Origin of the sequence: Marinobacter salexigens (assembly GCF_018860765.1) — a bacterium.
GTDB classification, from domain to species: domain Bacteria; phylum Pseudomonadota; class Gammaproteobacteria; order Pseudomonadales; family Oleiphilaceae; genus Marinobacter; species Marinobacter salexigens_A.
In genome coordinates this window covers 568,758-586,588 of the sequence record NZ_JAHKPV010000021.1, presented here as the reverse complement: position 1 = coordinate 586,588, position 17,831 = coordinate 568,758, and the positions used below count along the sequence as shown (strand labels likewise).

Annotated in this window: 13 protein-coding genes; 10 read left to right on the top strand and 3 right to left on the bottom strand. The window is 50.8% G+C overall.

Features of this window, described 5'->3' with window-relative positions; translation table 11 throughout:
• Window positions 1-12: 12 nt before the first annotated feature.
• Window positions 13-789: an IclR family transcriptional regulator gene (locus KO508_RS16245; protein WP_216009331.1), complete on the bottom strand. Its 777-nt coding sequence runs from the start codon at window positions 787-789 to the stop codon at window positions 13-15.
• A 221-nt stretch (window positions 790-1,010) separates the two neighbouring features.
• Between KO508_RS16245 and hutG the strand changes: the two genes are divergently transcribed.
• The 7 genes from hutG to KO508_RS16210 all read left to right on the top strand — a co-directional run bounded on the left by hutG (window position 1,011) and on the right by KO508_RS16210 (window position 8,885).
• Window positions 1,011-1,982 carry a formimidoylglutamase gene (gene hutG, locus KO508_RS16240; protein WP_216009330.1) on the top strand — a complete coding sequence of 324 codons (972 nt, stop codon included), beginning with the start codon at window positions 1,011-1,013 and terminating at the stop codon, window positions 1,980-1,982.
• A gap of 41 nt (window positions 1,983-2,023) precedes the next feature.
• Window positions 2,024-2,989 carry a TAXI family TRAP transporter solute-binding subunit gene (locus KO508_RS16235; protein ID WP_252738165.1) on the top strand — a complete coding sequence of 322 codons (966 nt, stop codon included), beginning with the start codon at window positions 2,024-2,026 and terminating at the stop codon, window positions 2,987-2,989.
• Complete coding sequence (locus KO508_RS16230; RefSeq protein ID WP_216009328.1) at window positions 2,982-3,452, top strand: DUF1850 domain-containing protein; 471 nt, start codon at window positions 2,982-2,984, stop codon at window positions 3,450-3,452. The genes KO508_RS16235 and KO508_RS16230 overlap by 8 nt, the downstream gene beginning before the upstream one ends.
• A 16-nt stretch (window positions 3,453-3,468) precedes the next feature.
• On the top strand, window positions 3,469-5,715 hold the full coding sequence (locus tag KO508_RS16225) for a TRAP transporter permease (protein WP_216009327.1): 2,247 nt from the start codon (window positions 3,469-3,471) through the stop codon (window positions 5,713-5,715).
• A 12-nt stretch (window positions 5,716-5,727) separates the two neighbouring features.
• Window positions 5,728-6,486: an IclR family transcriptional regulator gene (locus KO508_RS16220; protein WP_216009326.1), complete on the top strand. Its 759-nt coding sequence runs from the start codon at window positions 5,728-5,730 to the stop codon at window positions 6,484-6,486.
• A gap of 130 nt (window positions 6,487-6,616) precedes the next feature.
• Entirely contained in the window at window positions 6,617-8,266 is a 1,650-nt protein-coding gene (locus KO508_RS16215; protein ID WP_216009325.1) for a DNA cytosine methyltransferase, read from the top strand.
• Window positions 8,214-8,885, top strand: coding sequence for a hypothetical protein (locus KO508_RS16210; protein ID WP_216009324.1), 672 nt, complete (start codon window positions 8,214-8,216; stop codon window positions 8,883-8,885). The genes KO508_RS16215 and KO508_RS16210 overlap by 53 nt, the downstream gene beginning before the upstream one ends.
• Window positions 8,886-8,922: 37 nt before the next feature.
• Here the strand turns inward: KO508_RS16210 and KO508_RS16205 are convergent, their stop codons facing one another.
• Entirely contained in the window at window positions 8,923-11,355 is a 2,433-nt protein-coding gene (locus KO508_RS16205) for a hybrid sensor histidine kinase/response regulator (RefSeq protein WP_216009323.1), read from the bottom strand.
• 16 nt (window positions 11,356-11,371) lie between these two features.
• The gene (locus tag KO508_RS16200) at window positions 11,372-12,124 is read right to left on the bottom strand and encodes a response regulator (protein WP_216009322.1); all 753 of its coding nucleotides are present in this window, start codon (window positions 12,122-12,124) and stop codon (window positions 11,372-11,374) included.
• A 299-nt stretch (window positions 12,125-12,423) separates the two neighbouring features.
• Here KO508_RS16200 and KO508_RS16195 point away from each other — a divergent pair, with 299 nt between their 5' ends.
• Genes KO508_RS16195 through KO508_RS16185 form a run of 3 tightly spaced genes read left to right on the top strand, consistent with a single transcriptional unit; the run spans window position 12,424 to window position 17,807 of the window.
• The gene (locus KO508_RS16195; RefSeq protein WP_216009321.1) at window positions 12,424-14,211 is read left to right on the top strand and encodes a TolC family outer membrane protein; all 1,788 of its coding nucleotides are present in this window, start codon (window positions 12,424-12,426) and stop codon (window positions 14,209-14,211) included.
• A gap of 15 nt (window positions 14,212-14,226) precedes the next feature.
• On the top strand, window positions 14,227-16,356 hold the full coding sequence (locus tag KO508_RS16190; protein WP_216009320.1) for a type I secretion system permease/ATPase: 2,130 nt from the start codon (window positions 14,227-14,229) through the stop codon (window positions 16,354-16,356).
• Window positions 16,353-17,807, top strand: a complete 1,455-nt coding sequence (locus tag KO508_RS16185) for an HlyD family type I secretion periplasmic adaptor subunit (RefSeq protein ID WP_216009319.1) — start codon at window positions 16,353-16,355, stop codon at window positions 17,805-17,807. Before KO508_RS16190 ends, KO508_RS16185 begins: the two co-directional genes overlap by 4 nt.
• Window positions 17,808-17,831: the final 24 nt, after the last annotated feature.

Sequence of the window (17,831 nt, the reverse complement as noted above, 5' to 3'; positions counted from 1 at the left end):
GGCTAGACTCTTTTATCTGGGGTTTTTCAGCGGGCCGAAAAGGTTGTGGCTGATTGCTCTGGCACTGGCCAGAAGTGATTTCGTAAGGCGATCGTAATGTTCGTCGGACAGTCTGGAACGCCGCAGACAACAACTTAATGCGGCGATCGGTGTCTGGTTATTTCCGAAAACAGGGACAGCTACACCGGTAAATTCGGGAGGGTCAGTACCTTCCACTCCGCAGGTGCTTTCTAGGTGTCGGCAATTGGTGATAGCTTCCTGTACGCGCCCGCGCGTAATTCCTTTTGGACGTAGAAACGACACTTCGTTGTGGTCAAGGATTTGTGTCTGTTCCTGCTTACTCATAAAACTAAGGATGGCGATTGAGGCTTGGCCGACTCCGAAGGGAATTCGATCTCCCTTTTGGCGAGTGTAACTTCGCGCTGGGTGTTGCCCATCAGCGATATCTAGACATAACACGTGGAAGCCGTCAGGGATCATAAGAAAAAAGCTGTCACCTAAATTCTCTGCCATATCCAGTAGGTGCATGTGCGCGAACTTATCTAGGGCGGCGCGAGTCAGCTCGCTCCAGCTCAAGAGTTCCGGGCCGGGGTAGATTGGCCCTCGACTAAAAGGTTGCCGAACAAGACCTAGATCTTTGAGGGCGCGAACCAAGCGATATACGGTTGGCGCGCTGAGGCCTGTTGAATTGGTGAGTTCGGCAATGGAAAGACCGTGTTGCCCAGCTCTTATCACCAGATGAAGCAATGAATAGCTCCTGTCCAAAGTCTGAATTCCACTTTCATTCATACCAGCACTACCCTTTTCGATTTCTCTGCCCGCTTCTGGTGTAACTGTACCTCTTCCTGTTCATTTCGGCTTATCGCAAAGTGAGAAATGTACCTAAATTTGATTAAATAAATTCATATATGAATAGTTTCTTCACATATGAATGGCATGTGAGGTTTAGGTGTTTAAATGTCTGTATCTATATGCTTATATGATCGAATCTTGAATTAGGGTTAAAGAGTATGGTCACGTTCAAGCCAGCATCAGAGTGGCGCGGAAGGGTAGATAGTGAAGAAGGGGTTGGTGCAGCAAGGTGGCATCAAAAGGTGTCGTTAGCGCCACATTTACCCGTTGGACGAAGCGTTGGAATACTTGGCTTCGCGTGCGACGCGGGTGTGCTTAGAAATAAGGGGCGCCCCGGCGCTGCTGCTGGGCCTGATGCACTTCGGCGTCAGCTGGGGGGATTAGCCTGGCACGGTGGCGATGACCTGTCGGTTACGGATCTTGGTACGGTCGAGGTTGGAGGTGACGGACTTGAACAGGGTCAAGAAGAGTTGGCGACAAGAGTTGCTGAAGCACTTACGTCCGTGAGTCGCCTGTTGGTTGTCGGCGGGGGACACGAGACAGCTTGGGGGAGTTTTTCGGGTCTAGCAAAGGTGTACGACCCGACTGCCACAAGAATTGGCATTATCAATCTAGATGCCCATTTTGATCTGCGCATGAAAGGTGGGCAGGGTGCATCGTCGGGTACGCCCTTTACACAAATAGCTGAGCATTGCGGACAGGACTTTTTTCATTACTGCTGCTTGGGTCTTGCTCGGACGAGTAATACCTCGTCGTTGTTCGATCGTGCGCGTGCTATGGGTGTGAGTTATCGTGAAGATAGGGATATGCAGGTAGCAGATATTCCAGACGTCATAAAACAAGTCCGCGAATTTAGTCAGGGTATGGACATGCTCTACTTGACCATCGACTTGGACGTACTTCCTCATTATCAGGCGCCTGGTGTTAGTGCTCCAGCGGCACGAGGTGTTGCGTTGGAGGTTGTGCAAGCGGTGATAGATGAAGTGCAGCAAATCGCTATGACATTACCTTACGGCATGCCACTGGTAGAAATTTGCGAGTTGAATCCTGAATTTGATGAATCCGGCGTTACCGCTAAAACAGCGGCTCTGCTGGCCGACACGCTTCTGTGTCAAAACTGCCGCTCGTAACGCGGTATCCCTAAGCTAAAACAGTAAAGGAAGTGAAAACAATGAAAAAACTGAAAACAGTGCTTATGACTGCAGTCTTGGGAGTGGGTCTTGCTGCCGGAGCTGCTCAGGCGCAAGAGCGAGTCTTTTTCGGCATTGCTACTGGTGGCACGGGCGGTACTTACTATCCGCTTGGCGGCATGCTCGCTCAGGTGATTTCCAACAACGCCGAATTGGAAGGAAAGAAGCTGTCGGCAACGGCTGAGACCGGAAACGCGTCAGTTGCCAATGCCGGACTGCTTGGGCGTGGAGATATAGAGTCAGCTTTTGTTGCAGCTGACATACTTGACGCAGCCTATAAAGGACAGAATCAATTTGAAGGGAAGGCGCAGAAGAATCTACGAGCCTTGGGAGCTCTGTACCCGGAGGCAGTTCAGTTGGTGGCTCAGCCTGGAATTAGTTCATTCAAAGACCTGAAAGGTCACTCCGTTAGTTCAGGGTCGCCAGGCTCAGGCCAGTGGCAACTGCTAGGAGATCTGCTGGTAGCTCACGGCATGACCCGTGACGATGTGACTGAGGATTACTCCTCCTTCTCACAGTCTGCAGAGAAGATTAAAGACGGTAACCTTGACGCCTCCTTGATCACCGCGGGTTCACCAACGGCATCGATTCTGGAGCTTTCTAATGGGCATGATATCAACATCATTCCGCTGACCGGTGAGCCGATCAAAAAACTCCAAGAAACCCAGCCATATTATGCCTCTACGATTTTGCCAGGCGGTACCTATAAAGGCGTGGATAACGATGTTGAAACCATTGCAGTAAGGGCTATCTGGGCAACCCACGCTGACCTGCCTGATGATATAGCCTATGCCGTTACCAAAGCGCTTTACGAAAACACCGATACTTTAGCCAAGGTTCACGTTAAGGGTAAGGAAATTACTCCTGAAAGTGCGCTTGAGTCTGTTTCAATCCCTCTGCACCCAGGTGCCGCGAAGTATTTCCGTGAGAAGGGCATCATTGAATAAGCTAGCCCTGCTGCTGGCCGGGGCCTTTGCCCTGGCTGGTAATCTACAGGCTGCAGGTCTTGAAATTAGCTATTACCGTGAAGGCAAGTTGCTTGCTTGCATGTCTCTCGCGGACAAGGAGTTTGAACTTTCGTTCATTCACTCCGTGTCTCTTACGCCCGTTAAGGATTACTACCAACTGGTTGAATCTCCGACTGGCGAACTGACCATTAACCAGACCGCAGAAGTTTTCATCGCCCATGGGCAAGGGCTGCCCTCACTGGTGAACGAACCAGATGCGAAGTCTTTCAAGCGCAGGAATGGCAAGTTCATTCTGGAAATGGATCGTGATATAGGGCAGCTGATTGTTCGCACAGATCAGCGCTTTGAAAACAGATTGTACGCTGGAAACAGAAACATCAATTTGAACCAATGGCCGGACGGCGGGCTGCTGATTACTCCGGTCTCTAACTGCCAACCATAACTCAGAGTGAACGGGTATGAGCAACTCGAACAGCCAAGCGGACAACCGTTCTACGTCCAGCGGACCTGAAATGCATCAAGCTGATCTTGATGAGCTGATTAAAAAATTTGATAACGAATCCAATTTTCGAGATTTGAAAGGATCTCTTAAAACACTAGTAACCATTACCTGTGTGGTTCTGAGTGTTTTCCATATTTATACGGCGGGATTTGGCCTACTTAACGAGATCACCCACCGCAACGTGCACATGGCCTTTATCATGGGGCTGCTTTTTATAGTGTTCCCACGGAGGCCTCCAAAGTACTTTAAATTAAATATTGTATTGAGCCTTGCCTACGGAGCTTTCTACCTTTTGATTGCCCATCAACTAGTTCAAGCACTGGCTAATGATATTCCAGCTTGGTGGGGATGGATGATCTACGGATTTGCCGGGTTTATGGCTCTGTCAGCTTTGCCTGTGGCTGCTATTGCAAATCGGAACAAACCCAGTTGGCTTGACTGGCCGTTAGTGCTGGCCGGCGCTGGTTTCTCAGCCTACTTAATTGTTTTCTTCAAAGACATCTTCATCGTTAATATCGGCTTCCCGAAAGCATTTGATTACCTAATGGGCGGTATGGCGGTAATGCTGGTGGTTGAGGGTGCTCGGCGAACAATGGGTGAGTCGCTGTCCATAATTGGGGTTCTGGCACTGCTGTATGCCATGTTTGGCCCGTATTTGCCGGGTGTTATGGCCCATAGAGGCTACGACATTATTCGCTTGGTTGAGCATCTGTATTTAGGTACAGAAGGTATCTACGGCATCGCCATCGGTGTTGTCGCTACGTATGTGTTTCATTTTGTGCTCTTTGGTGTTCTGGCGCAGGCTTCTGGCCTTGGCCAACTTTTCATTGAGCTGGCAACTCTGGTTGCGGGCCGCTATTCGGGTGGGCCGGCCAAGGTATCTGTAGTTTCCTCCGGTTTTTTTGGCATGATTTCCGGTTCGCCGGTGGCAAATACTGTTACCACTGGGGCATTTACAATACCGATGATGAAAAAGTACGGCTTTAGTGGCCGCTTTGCCGCAGCGACAGAAGCTGCCTCTTCGTGTGGTGGCCAGATTACGCCGCCGATTATGGGCGCGTCTGCGTTTGTTATGGCAGAAATGCTAGGAGTGCCATATAGCGAGTTGATTCTGGTTGCCATCATACCAGCGGCTTTCCACTATCTGGCGACCTTGTGTATGGTGCATTTTGAGGCTCGCCGATTGAACCTCAAAGGAATGCCCGAAGAGCAAATTCCTCGTTTCTCTGCAGTGCTAGCGAAACATTGGCATCAAGTAATTCCGCTAGTGGTGATGGTAACGCTTCTGCTAATGCAGTTTACCCCATTCCTAGCCGCGTTCTGGGGGATTATCTTGACCATTGTCTGCTCATACATCCCTCTTGTGCTCAGGCCAATAGGCTTTACCAAGCTAGATCATGAAAGCACTCTGACGCCGAGACGTTTGATCGATGGTCTTGAAGAAGGGGCTAAACAGTCCATCGCCATTACTGCAGCTTGCGCCTGCGTTGGCTTTCTGCTTGGCGTGACAACATTGACTGGTCTAGGTTTTAAGTTCTCTGGTGCTGTTGTTGGTTTGGCTAGTGACTTTGGCAGTACGCTGGCAGCCTTCATACCCTTTGATCTAGTGACAGAAGGGAGTTTGACACTATTCATCGCTCTGATATTGGTCGCATTGGCCTGTATTCTGATGGGTGCTGGGATACCAACCACGCCTACCTACATTATTCTGGCGGCCATTGTTGCTCCGGCGCTGGACGATTTTGGTATTGCCTTGCTAGCCTCTCATTTCTTCATCTTCTATTACGGAGTGCTGGCGGATGTGACGCCGCCGGTAGCTTTGGCTGCGTATGCGGGGGCGGGGATTTCTGGGTCTGACCCGATGAAAACGGGTGTCACCGCATTCCGGCTCTCTATGGGTAAGGCGCTCGTGCCATTGATGTTCATCTACGCGCCAAGCTTATTATTTCTCAACTTCACATGGTTCGAGTTCTCGCTTGCAATGATCAGTGGCATCTTGTGCATTATAGCCTTGTCTGCGGCGTATATCGGATTCTTCAGTGCGCCGATATCAAAGGTTGAGAAAACCTTGCTAAGCCTTGCAGGCTTGTCTTTGGTTGGTAACAATCCTTGGCTGATCCTGATTGCCGGTGCGGTGGTTTTAGCAATCCTTGGCAGGAATTACAGGGTAGGCCACACTCATCCAGTGATTGAAACAGCATAGGAAGCATACCTCTTGAGTGAAAAGGACTATACCGCGCCCGCTTTGCAGAAGGGCCTCCTCATTCTGGAAATGTTCGATAGTAATTGTCGAACATTAAGTCAGGTTGAAATGGCCCAACAACTTGGCGTTAGCACGAGCTCTTTATACAGGATCGTGCAGACTCTCACGTCAATGGGTTATCTGAACAAGATTGGGACGAACACCTATACGCTGGGCACTCAAGTGGTTTCTCGCGGATTCAGCTACCTCGCCAGTCGAGAGATTGTCGAGGTAGCTGCGCCTTTCGTCACCAGGCTGCGCGACAGTACGTCACTATCAAGCCATGTCGGCATTCGAGATGGCACTGAAGTGCTCTATGTCTATCGAGCTCTCGCATTGCAAAGGGTTTCAGTGAACGTACCCGTAGGTACTCGTTTTCCGTTGCACACAACGGCTATGGGTCGGGCACTCCTGACGGGGATGTCACCAATTGAGTTGCAGAACCTATTTCAGGGGCAGCGCCTTGATGGCTATCCTCGGCCAGCACCACAGTCAATGCCGGAATTGATGGCGCTCTGCGAAAAAGAACGCGGCCAAGGGTGGACTCGCCATTACTCGGATCATTCGACGGCACTGGCCATCCCCATCCGAAATTTTACTGGGCAGGTCATAGCGGCTATTAACATTTCAGGACCAGACCCTGTAATGAACGCAGACGGGGTCATGGAAACGTTGCTTTCAGAATTGAAGCATACTGCTGCAGAGGTCATGCGTCAGGTTGGAGGCATATAAGTAAGCCAAACCGGAGAAGACCGACTTTTCTGATGATGTGCATGGCAGATACTTTGCTAAAGCACCTGGACTTTTGGCACCCGCTACCGTAAAATCTCCCGTCAAAATCTCATGTTGTAGGTGTTGGTGAGTGAACCATATCGAGTTGTTTGCCGGTTGCGGTGGTTTGGGCCTTGGCCTTGAATCTGTTGAATTTGAACTCGTTATGGCTAACGAACTCTCGCCGATGGCTGCGGAAACCTTTGCGTACAATTTTTTGGATGAAAACCTCCGCGCCATGGCCGATGTAGAGAAAGGGGGTGGTTTACCAAAACGGACCAAGTGGTTAAGCAGCCAGTTCCCTAAATCGAATCTGCACAACCGCTTGCGTGAAAATCCGCACGAATTTCCGCCTTATGCTGAAGGTGAGAGCGATATAAACGGCCCAGAGGACTTAGACGGGGCATTGGTTGTTGGCAGTATAGTTGAGCTAAACCGGTTCCTTGAGGCTGCGCCAGAGTGCCGTGATGCCCTGCAAAGTAGTTTTGGCCGTGGTGGTTTGGATTTGGTTTCAGGCGGGCCGCCTTGCCAGAGCTTCAGCTTGGCCGGGCTACGCCAGCGAACCAACCAACGTAACTCCCTTCCATGGGAGATGGCAAAGTTTGTGGAGCTTACCCAGCCGAAATTTGCGTTGCTCGAAAACGTTACGGGCATCTTGCGGGCGTTCAAGGAAGAGGGGCAAGAGTTTCACGCCTGGTTTGAGGTGGCAAAAGCCTTTGCTGTTGTAGGCTATGTTCCGCTTTGTCTTCATGTAAACGCTAAACTTGCCGGTGTGGCACAGAACCGACCAAGATTCATTATGTTAGCCACCCGCGCAGATATATATGATGAGTTGGTGCCCACGTTTAGCGCCGTAGAGCGAGATCTTTTTTTACCCTCCCACCAGTTCTATCTCAATATAACGCAGGGCCAGCCTGTGTCATTCGGTGATATCTCGTATTTTGATGCTGATAAACCTCAGCACTATGAACTATACGAGCAATCATTTCTCCGCCCGTTGGTTGCTTATCGAGATAGTGTAAGAACCGTGCGTGATGCTATTGACGATCTTAAAATCCACGCCCCGGATTTGCCGTCTGAGTATGTACGGCAGATCAACCGGATGTTTACTCCATTTATCCCGGAGCACGACATGGAAAATCATGAAATGCGCAAAAATGGGGAGCATGTTAAGCGCCGGTTTCGGATCTATCAGATGCTACAGAAAGTGTCCCGATCAGATGAGCGTATCGTGAAAGCGCTGCTGAAGGGTGAAAGGGAAGCGCTGCCTGCTGATGTTGCCGAGAGGGTCATGGGTTTCGATTTTCTCTCTGTTGCAGGCGAGTACGTTTTTTTCGGGAGCCAAATCGAGCTAGAAAACTATTTAAAGGCCCATGGTACGAAAAAACAAACGCAAAAAGCGCTAACGGCGGATTCACCTGCCCCTGCAGCATTGTCCATTCCGGATGATGCTTGCCATTATGATCACGACGAGCTTAGAACCCTGTCTGTTAGAGAAATGGCGCGAATCCAGTCCTTCCCGGATGGTTTTGCTTTCAGGTCGAAGGTGACGACCGGAGGCCAAATGCGCAAGTACGAAGTGCCCCAATACACACAGGTTGGTAATGCTGTCCCGCCGCTACTGGGAAGAGCCCTTGGCGAGGCTGTTGGCAATCTTTTGAAAAGACTGAACGTAAAGGAACTACGTGATGAACGAAGTATGGCGGAACCTTTGGTATACGCGGATACTAAGCATACCTGAATGGATATACGCAGAGGCGGAGCTTAGGGCATCGAGGTTACCGGTTTTTGATTATTCGAGAAGAAAAGAAGAAGCAAACGTTGTTGGGTGTTTGGGTGAGGTTATTGCTGAACATTGGATGAGAGCGAAAAACATAGGCTTTGCGTCTCAGCTCAACGAAACAAAACACGATTACCTAATCAATAACAGCCTGACGATCGACGTTAAAACGAAAGATAGAACGGTGGTGCCCAAGATACACTATGAAGCCACTGTGCCGCTGTATAACCATTCCCACCAAATACCCGATTATTTTTTGTTTATATCGCTTCATCGAAAAAGTAATAAAGCGCCCGGAAGCATACGCCAGTACGAGCATGCGTATATTTTAGGCGCCATCAGCTATGGCGAGTTATGCGAAGCCGGAATCCAATTTTACAAGGACGAAACAGACTGGCGTAACGGCACCAAATTCTGGACAGATTGCTTAAACGTGCAGGTTGGGCAGCTTGTTCCAGTAAAAGAAACGATAGAGATTTTTAAGGGTGTGAGGTCTTGCCCGAGTATGGTCGTGACACCGGACCATGCTTTTATCAATAAAGTTTCACAAATGCGAGCAGGCGGAAAGCTGATGAATTAATTCGTAGCCGTCGGTTTTTTATTCAAGTAATGACCATTTATGTTTCCGGCGCCAAGTTGCAGAGCTCCGCAAGGGTCGTGCGCAGCTCCAGACGGTCTACAGGTTTAGATAGGTAAGCGCTGAAGCGTTCAGGTGAGCCTTCTTCAGGGCGCGGATTGCTGTTTTGCGTTGCCGATAGCAGTATCACGGGCACCTTAGGCCACTGGGCACGCGCAATCCGAAGAACCTCATTACCAGAAGCGCCCGGTAGTTGGTAGTCTGTAACAATGATTGCGGGGGCGCTGCCGATTGCCCTCAGGGCAAAGGCTTCTGTGGTTGCCGCAAGCTCAACATCAAATCCCATATCGGTTAGCTCATCGTCGAGCAATTCGCTAACAGGTTCAGAGTCCTCCACAACCCAAGCTATTTCACCTTTCGCATCAAACGTGGGGAGTAGATCCTGAACAGCTGCAAGGGATGGGGCCGCGAGACGTTCATCTCCCACTATACAAGGAATCGTGCAAGTGGCCGTGGTTCCCTTGCCCGGCTCACTTTCCAACTCAAGGTTGCCTCCCAAGTTTTCCGCGAGTTCAAAACAGATGGCCAAGCCAAGGCCAGCACCGGGGTTGTCCTCGGAGCTTTGGTAAAAAGGAGTGTAGATGTTTTTGAGAGCCTCGGCTGATATGCCGCACCCGGTGTCACTCACACGAAAGGTAAGCGACTGAGTTTGTGTCGTTTTATCCTCAGAAACGGCAACGGATAAAGAAAAGTAGCCGTCGCTGGTATATTTTGCGGAGTTATCCAGTAGGTTGAGCAAAATACGCTGCAGTTGTTTACTACTGCAGCGAATCACCGTTGGAAGATCCGTTTCGATGCTAAGTTGAAATCGATTGTTTTGTTTGCTGGCGATAATGTGGGCGTGGTTAACCAGGTTGTCGATAAAGGCTATCAGGTAGATGTCTCGTGGCTCATCAGAGGCTGTTGAGATGCCATGAGCGTAATCAACCAGACCATCGATGAGATCCTTCATGTACATGCCTCTATCCAGAATAATCTGGGTGGCTTTCTGAGCATCGACCGTGTTCACAGATTGAAGCTGGGCATAACCGAGAATGGCGGTTAGTGGCGACCGCAAGTCGTGGCTAACTTGCCCTAGAAAGTTCACCTTTGCCGTGCTGGCTTTTCGGGCGGTTTCGAGGGCGTTGTTTAAGTCTTTTGTACGATCTTTTACGGCTTGCTCAAGTGCCTTCCGGCTATTTTCCCTTTGGGCGTCGAGGGCTTTGGCGGCTTTTTTGAGCAGGTGTTTTTGCTGCCAACTGTATGTGAGTATCAGTGCCACTGCGACCAGAATTTCAACGTAAATACGTGCAGCGGCGAAGGATGAGGTGTAATAAAAGTTGAACGTGTAGCCTAGCAACAGGAATGACGATACGGCCCAGTAAATCGATAGTAGAAGCAGCATCGTAACCTGCCCTGTACGCTGGATGCGAAGGGCAGGTGCGACCATGAGTAGCCATAATATGGCGAACACTCCTGTAACGAGTATTCCAAGATTTCGGATACTGGCACCATCAAGAACAAAGGTGAGGCCTACAAAGAATACAACTGAGGTGGCTGTTAAGAACAAGAGGCGGCGCCAACGGGTGTGCTTGTAAAGCCCAAGCAAGAATGCCGAAACCGTCAGGAACAGCTGTTCTGTGAGCACCCATGCAGAGGCTCTCAGGTTTGGGGAGTAGTCTTCGAGAAAGCTCAGTAAGTAGTTACTGAAAAAACCGTCTTTTTCCGTTTCAAATACGAAAGCGACCAACAGCCATAGACCGGTGATCATTAGCCCTGGATTGAATTGAAGCACCAAAACCACGAGTAATGTCAGAATTCCCGAAAAAAGTGCGATCTGAAACACTCGACTGTCATGGATGCTCTGGGAATATGACACAGGTTCCCAGTTCTTTATGCTGATGAAGGGGAGGCTGTCGCTATAAACCTTCAAAACCAGTTCTAGTGTTTCACCTGCGTTGAGTTGTACCGGAACAATCGTTTTGCCGTTACTGACGGCCCGATCCTGAAGAGGAACGACCAGCCCTGTGGTTTTTTGCCTGATGGTTTCGCCATCGGTCGTGTTGAGAAAAAAAGCATCGACACGGTTTAATTGCCATGGTTCCAGCACCAGCCAGCGGATTAAAGCCTGGTCACTGCTGTTATGTAAGATCGCTTTCAGCCAAGTGGTGGAGCGTTGGCGTGGCGCTTTCAGGGTGTTTTTAGTCGGATGTTGCCAGTCTTTGAATTTCAGGGCGTCACTCAGGGTTTGGATGTTTTTGCGCCCTGAAATCGCCAGCATGGCACTCGTAAGTTCTTTGCTATTCGGAGCTTTGGCTAGGTCTATTAGTGCAGTTTGGCTGTCGACAGTGTTCGCGAGCGCTACCGTGGAGAGAATGAGGAATAATATTGCAGTAATGGCGGTGCGCACTGGTATCCAGCGATGGTAGTTCAAAAGGTTGTCCTTGAAATCAGCTATGTTGCTTTCGAAAGTCTCGCGGAGTTAGCCCAAAGCGCTCTTTGAACGCAGTGGAAAAGTTAGCGCTGTCTGCAAAGCCAACCTGATGAGACACATCCTGTATGGCGAGATGTGTTTGTTGAAGCAGGGTTTTGGCTTCCTTCATACGCTCCTCTCGAAGGTATTCATAAACTGTTGTTCCAGCGCACGCCTTGAATGCTGCATTCAGGTGTTTGCTGTTCGTTCCTGTCAACTTCTCTAGCTCTTTCATCGAGGGTGTAACGGATAGCGATTTTAGCAAATGGGTGCGAGTGGAGTGAAACACGATCATATGCCGGTTATTTGTTGCAGCCGTCTCGGCCTCTGAGTTTTTTTTGCGGGCCTGTGCTGGTGGTTTGTGTCTCAGATGTATCGCGAGCCGCAATTTAACTTCATTAAAATCGAAGGGTTTATTTATGTAGTCAACGGCGCCCGCAAGTAACCCTCGAATGCGGTGTTCAGGCGCGGTCATACCTGAGATAAAAATAATTGGAATATCACGGGTTCTCGGATCCTGGGTAATTATTTTGCTGGCGTCATGGCCACTGCAACGGGGCATCTCCGAGTCCATTAATATTATATCTGGCTGCCAGGCCCGAGCTTTTTCGACACCTTCAAGGCCATCGTGAGCATAGCGTAACTGGCAACCGTGCCGTTGAAGATAAGCAGAAAGTAGCATGCGGTCGGCTTCGTCATCTTCAACAATCAAAACACGTCTGTTCTCCATACTCACCCTTTTTATAATGCACTAGCCCCACCCAAAGCTGCTATTGAGCTTTGAATGGTTGATAAAAAAATACCTTTGCGCACAGGTTTTGGCGCGCAATCAAAGGTTCTTTGCCTTGCGCAAGGTACGATCAGGCCAATAACTCGCTGCTTTGAGTTGGGTGCCGCCAAGCTCAGTTGTAGCTTCGAGCTACTATTTGCGCTAGTGCGAGCCAAATCATGCCCGGTATCCACTGAAGTCAGCCTACTGATCACACCCGTTTCAGGCCCAGAGCTTGTGCCGGTTGCCTTGAGGATATTATGGCTAGAGTTCCTTCCGTCGCAAAACTTGCCCTCGTGGTTTCTTTCAGCTTTTCCGCAACTATTTCCGCTGCAACAATACAACAAGATGATTTATTAAGCGTTGTAAAAGAAACGCTTGAGACCAATCCGGAGTTACAAGTTCGTTTGAGCGCCTTTCAAGCCTCGACTTACGACCAGCGGGAAGCTTTTGGCGGGTATTTGCCATCGCTTGATGTCAGTGCCGCTGGCGGCATGGGCGACCGTGATTATGATGGTCGCGGCAGCTATAACCGCAATTACGCCGAAGTGTCACTCACTCAAATGTTATTCGATGGGTTTCGGGTGCGAAACGCCGTTGCCAGAGCAGAGCATAGCAGTCGGGCACGCTATTATGAACTCTTGGACGAAGCAGAAACCAAGGCGCTGGAAGCGGGTGAGGTTTATCTAAGCGTTCTCCGGCATCGAGAACTTGTAACCCTCGCACAGAAAAATGTGGCCAATCACCAGCGTGTGCAACGCCACGTTCGCGAACGTGCAGATCAGGGTGTAAGCAATCGTGCTGATTTGCAGCAAATTGATGGGCGCCTGTCTTTGGCGCGCTCTAACTTAATGACAGAAATCGCAAATCTGCAGAGCGTTACCGCGCGGTTTCAACGTTTGGTTGGTCGATTTCCGGCAGAGCATTTGAGCCCCTACGAAGTGCAAGAACAGGCGGTTCCAGCAGAGCTACGCGAGGTTCTTGAAGCGGTATACGCCAATAACCCGGCTTTGTTTGCAGCGTTTGAGGAGATTCAAGCCTCTGAAGCTTCTTATGGTGAAGCGAAAGCGGGTCGCTATCCGACAATTGAGCTAGGTGCTCGCCATGGCACCTATAAAAATAACAACAGCTTCGATAAGCGCACAAATCCGCACTCCTACGGCGAGGATACGGTTATTGAGTTACGTGCACGCTACAACCTCTACCGTGGCGGCAGCGACCGGGCAGCAGAACGTGCGGCGGACCGTCGTATCAGTCAGGCGGAAAGCTTGCGGGATAAAGCCTGCGTCGATTTGCGTCAAACAGCGACGATTGCCCACGGCGATGTGCGCAATTTGCAGGTGAAACTCGACTCTCTAGCGGCCCATCGTGAAAAAGCGTCGGGTGTATTGGGGGCTTATCGCGAACAGTTTGACATCGGTCGTCGCTCGTTGCTGGATGTGCTCGATTCTGAAAATGAGTTTTTCCAAGCTGAGCGTGCCTATACCAATGGCTTCTACGATCTGGAAATCAATCGCCTACAAACGCTTCATAGCATGGGGCGCTTACTGGATACCCTGAATGTGGGTAGTGAGCAGCTACCGAATTTGGGTGATATTAACCAGTCGGTCAAGCCGGGATCCAGTCGCTATTGCACAATTCCCGATGAGGGCGCCAGAAACTTCGATCGGTTTTTGAAAATATCTGAGACTGAAGAAATCGTGGCCCTTGGTAGCGACACTCTATTTGACGTTGGCAGCGCTGAGTTCAAGCCCGAGGCAATGGCTAACCTGCAGCAGTTCGCCCAACGTCTGCTGGAACGAAGCACGGTTAAGTCAATCAATATTGTCGGGCATACCGACAGCTCCGGTTCCGATGCGCTGAACCGCAAGCTATCCCTTGCCAGAGCGATTTCGGTACGTAATGCCTTGATCGACAGTGGCATTGCAAACACCGTTATGCTGGTTTCGGGTGTGGGCGCCTCCCAACCCCGTGCAAACAATGACACTGCCCAAGGGCGTGCCATGAATCGTCGCGTTGAGGTACGTGTTACTCACGCCAAAAGGTGAGATTGACACGCTGCTATGGACCAGACGAACGACCCCCTGAGCGCCTGCCTTTTATGGCTTGCTGCTGAAAATGGCACCACGACCAGCCATGATGTGCTGGTCGCCGGCCTGCCATTGGTTGATGGCTGCTTGTCGCCTTCGGTGTTTGCGCGCGCAGCAGAAAGGGTCGATATGAAGGTAAAGCTGGTAAGGCAGCCTTTGGAGCGCCTGAACAGCTTGCTGCTCCCCTGCGTTGTTTTGCTTGATGGCAACCGTGCTTGTTTGCTCGAAAGTATCGACCTTCAGGAGCAGACAGTGCAAGTGCGGTTGCCAGAATTAGACATGGACATTCAGCAACTCGGGCTTGCCAACCTCCAAAAGACCTACAGTGGTATTGCACTCTACTGCCGCCCGGATTTCCGTTTGGATCAAGGTAAAGTCGGGGCTGGCACAACAGTTGATAACGGCCACTGGTTCTGGAGTGTGATAAAGGCAAACCGGCCGGTTTACCGGGATATCCTGATTGCGGCGTTCTTTATCAACCTGTTCGCTTTAACCATGCCCCTGTTCGTTATGAACGTGTACGACCGTGTGGTACCCAATCATGCAACAGATACTTTGTGGGTTCTTGCGCTTGGTGCCCTGATTATCATCTGCGCCGACCTTGCGCTGCGTCTGCTACGAAGCTGGTTTGTTGAGCTGGCGGCAAGTCGCGCTGATATCACATTATCCGCGCGCATTATGGAACGCATTCTGGGTACTCGGCTTGAACATGCTCCACAGTCTGTGGGCTCGTTCGCGGCGAATGTCCAGTCGTTTGAATCCGTTCGCTCATTCATTGGTTCCATGACCGTAACGGCGCTTATCGACCTGCCTTTTTTCCTACTCTTTGTGGTCATCATCGCATTAATTTCGCCGGTGATGATCATTCCTGTGCTGATCGGTGCAACGATAATTATTCTGTACGCCCTCTCGGTGCAGGCCACCATGCACCAGCTTTCAGAAACCATGAGCCAAGCCAGTGCGCAGCGTAACTCCGGTTTGGTAGAAAGTCTGGTAGCGGCGCCCACGCTTAAAAGCTTCAACGCCAGTAGCCGTATGCAAAGTGAGTGGGAGCAAACCACACGGTTTTTGTCGGGCTGCTCCGGCAAGCAGCGCATGCTTGGTATGTCTGTAGGTGCAGGAGCTTCCTGGATACAGCAAGTTGTATCTGTGGTGATGATTATCACCGGTGTGTATCTCGTTATTAATGGCGACATGAGCCAAGGCGGGTTGATTGCTGCTTATATGCTGTCCTCACGGGCCATGGCGCCGGTTTCGCAAACGGCATCTTTGCTTACGCAGTACCACCAAGCGGCTACAGCCATAACATCAGTCGAACAGATTATGGATGCCGAGCAGGATCGCGAGCCGGGCAAACAGCTAATAAGCCGGGGTAAGCTGCGTGGCGAAATTGAGCTGAGGGATGTGTCATTCCAGTACCCCGGTGAAGAGCGCGATGCATTGAGTGGAGTGTCGTTACATATTCGGGCTGGTGAGCGGGTGGGCATTCTTGGCCGAGTGGGCTCGGGTAAGAGCACTTTGGAAAAGCTCATACTGGGGTTGTATCGGCCTACATCTGGCTGCCTTTTAATGGATGGCGTAAACATCGGCCAGGTCGACCCGAGCGAATTGCGTCGCAATATTGGTTATATACCGCAAGACGTTCAACTGCTAAGCGGCACTGTTTACGACAATGTTACGTTGGGAATAGAGCATCCCAATAATGAACGCTTGCTGCAGGCCATCAATATCTCCGGTTTGAAGGGCATGGTGGGTGATCATGCAGACGGTTTGTCGATGCCGGTCGGGGAGGGCGGTAACCGTTTATCCGGTGGGCAGCGCCAAACAATTGCAGTGGCCCGTGCGGTTATGGCGGACAGCAGTATTTTATTGCTGGATGAGCCAACCAGTGCCATGGACAGCATGTTGGAGAACCACGTCAGCAAAGGCTTGGGCCAGTTTAGCCAAGGCAAAACTCTGTTGTTGATAACCCACCGCACCAGCCTACTGGATCTGGTTGATCGCTTAATTGTAATGGATGCGGGAAAAATTGTTGCCGATGGCCCGAAGCAAAGCGTGCTACAGGCCCTTCAACAAGGAAGCATCCAGCGGGGTGCACAATGAGCAACGATGCGAAGATTGCAGAGAAGGCCGCCCAGAAAGAGCTTGAGCAACAGGCATTTGAACGTTTGAGCAAGGCTGACGCCGTTGGAGCTCGGGGGAAAGGTTTTATCAATCGCTTGTTTCGGCCGTTTTTTTCCGCATTTCGCAGCAACTCACGGCACTGGCCTACGGATGCGGATCAGGCCATGGAGCAGCAAAGCACCCTGCGTGCCCGCAGCTTGCTGTACGGCATCGCACTGACGTTTATGGTTCTGATTGTCTGGGCTGCGTTTGCGCCGATCGATGAAGTGACACGGGGCGAGGGTAAGGTTATTCCCTCCCGACAGCTTCAGGTTATTCAGTCCGCCGATGGCGGTGTGATTGAGGAAGTGTTTGTAGATGAGGGTGCCAGCGTCAGCAAGGGCGACCTGCTGGTGCGCATAGACCCAACACGCTTTATGGCCAGTTTTCAGGAAGGCAGCGTGCGGGCATTTGCACTGGCCGCCAAAGTGAAACGGCTGCAAGCATTGATCCATAGCGAGCCACTTCAGTTGAATTACAGCGAGGCAGTAACACCCGTACAGCAACAGGTCTTGCAGCAGGAGGAAGGTTATTACAAGGCCAGCCTCAAGGAGCTGCAAGAGCGCTTGGCGGTTGCCCGGGAACAGATTGCTCAACGGGAGCAAGAATTAAGCGAAGTGCGAGCGAGGGAGACTGCTGCGGAGCAGTCCTACCGCATGTCGACACGGGAATTGCAGGCAACCAAGCCCTTGCTAGCCTCTGGCGCCGTTTCGGAAATAGAAATTTTGCGTTTGCAGCGGGACCAAGCCGCAGCAGACGGTGAACGCCTTCAGGCGGCTGCCCGGGTTAGGCAGGTGAAGGCCAGTATTCAGGAGGCTGAGTCCCGATTGTTAGAGGTTGAGTCCTCTATCCGCAACCAATGGCGAGCAGAGCTTAGTGACGCAAGTTCACAGTTGAACAGCTTGGAAAAGAGTGTTGCCGGGCTGGCTGACAAGGTGAAGCTTTCTGAAATTCGCTCGCCTGTAAATGGCACGGTTCAGCGCGTGTTGCTAAACACGATTGGCGGTGTCGTTCAACCGGGGAATGCGGTTGTAGAGATTGTTCCGAGCGATGATCGCCTGCTGGTGGAAGCCAAAATAGCGCCTAAAGATATCGCCTTCTTGCGCCCCGGTTTGCCAGCGACCATCAAATTGCACGCCTACGACTTTTCTATTTATGGCGGCATCTCCGCAACGATTCAACACATCAGCGCCGACACCATCACCGACGATCGCGATAACACGTTTTACCTCGTGCGCGCCGTAACCACCGGAAAAGACTCGGCACAGCATTTATCTGTTATTCCGGGCATGACTGCACAACTGGACATCATGACCGGCAAAAAGAGCATTTTGTCTTATTTGCTCAAACCATTACTGCGTGCCAAAGCTAACGCTTTGAGCGAACGCTGAAATCGATCCGTTACCTGCATTGAA

Excerpts from the sequence above, each read along its gene's own strand:
- KO508_RS16245 (WP_216009331.1), bottom strand. The coding sequence starts at position 789 with ATGAATGAAAGTGGAATTCAGACTTTGGACAGGAGCTATTCATTGCTT.
- hutG (WP_216009330.1), top strand. The coding sequence starts at position 1,011 with ATGGTCACGTTCAAGCCAGCATCAGAGTGGCGCGGAAGGGTAGATAGT.
- KO508_RS16235 (WP_252738165.1), top strand. The coding sequence starts at position 2,024 with ATGAAAAAACTGAAAACAGTGCTTATGACTGCAGTCTTGGGAGTGGGT.
- KO508_RS16225 (WP_216009327.1), top strand. The coding sequence starts at position 3,469 with ATGAGCAACTCGAACAGCCAAGCGGACAACCGTTCTACGTCCAGCGGA.
- KO508_RS16210 (WP_216009324.1), top strand. The coding sequence starts at position 8,214 with ATGAACGAAGTATGGCGGAACCTTTGGTATACGCGGATACTAAGCATA.
- KO508_RS16200 (WP_216009322.1), bottom strand. The coding sequence starts at position 12,124 with ATGGAGAACAGACGTGTTTTGATTGTTGAAGATGACGAAGCCGACCGC.
- KO508_RS16195 (WP_216009321.1), top strand. The coding sequence starts at position 12,424 with ATGGCTAGAGTTCCTTCCGTCGCAAAACTTGCCCTCGTGGTTTCTTTC.
- KO508_RS16190 (WP_216009320.1), top strand. The coding sequence starts at position 14,227 with ATGGACCAGACGAACGACCCCCTGAGCGCCTGCCTTTTATGGCTTGCT.
- KO508_RS16185 (WP_216009319.1), top strand. The coding sequence starts at position 16,353 with ATGAGCAACGATGCGAAGATTGCAGAGAAGGCCGCCCAGAAAGAGCTT.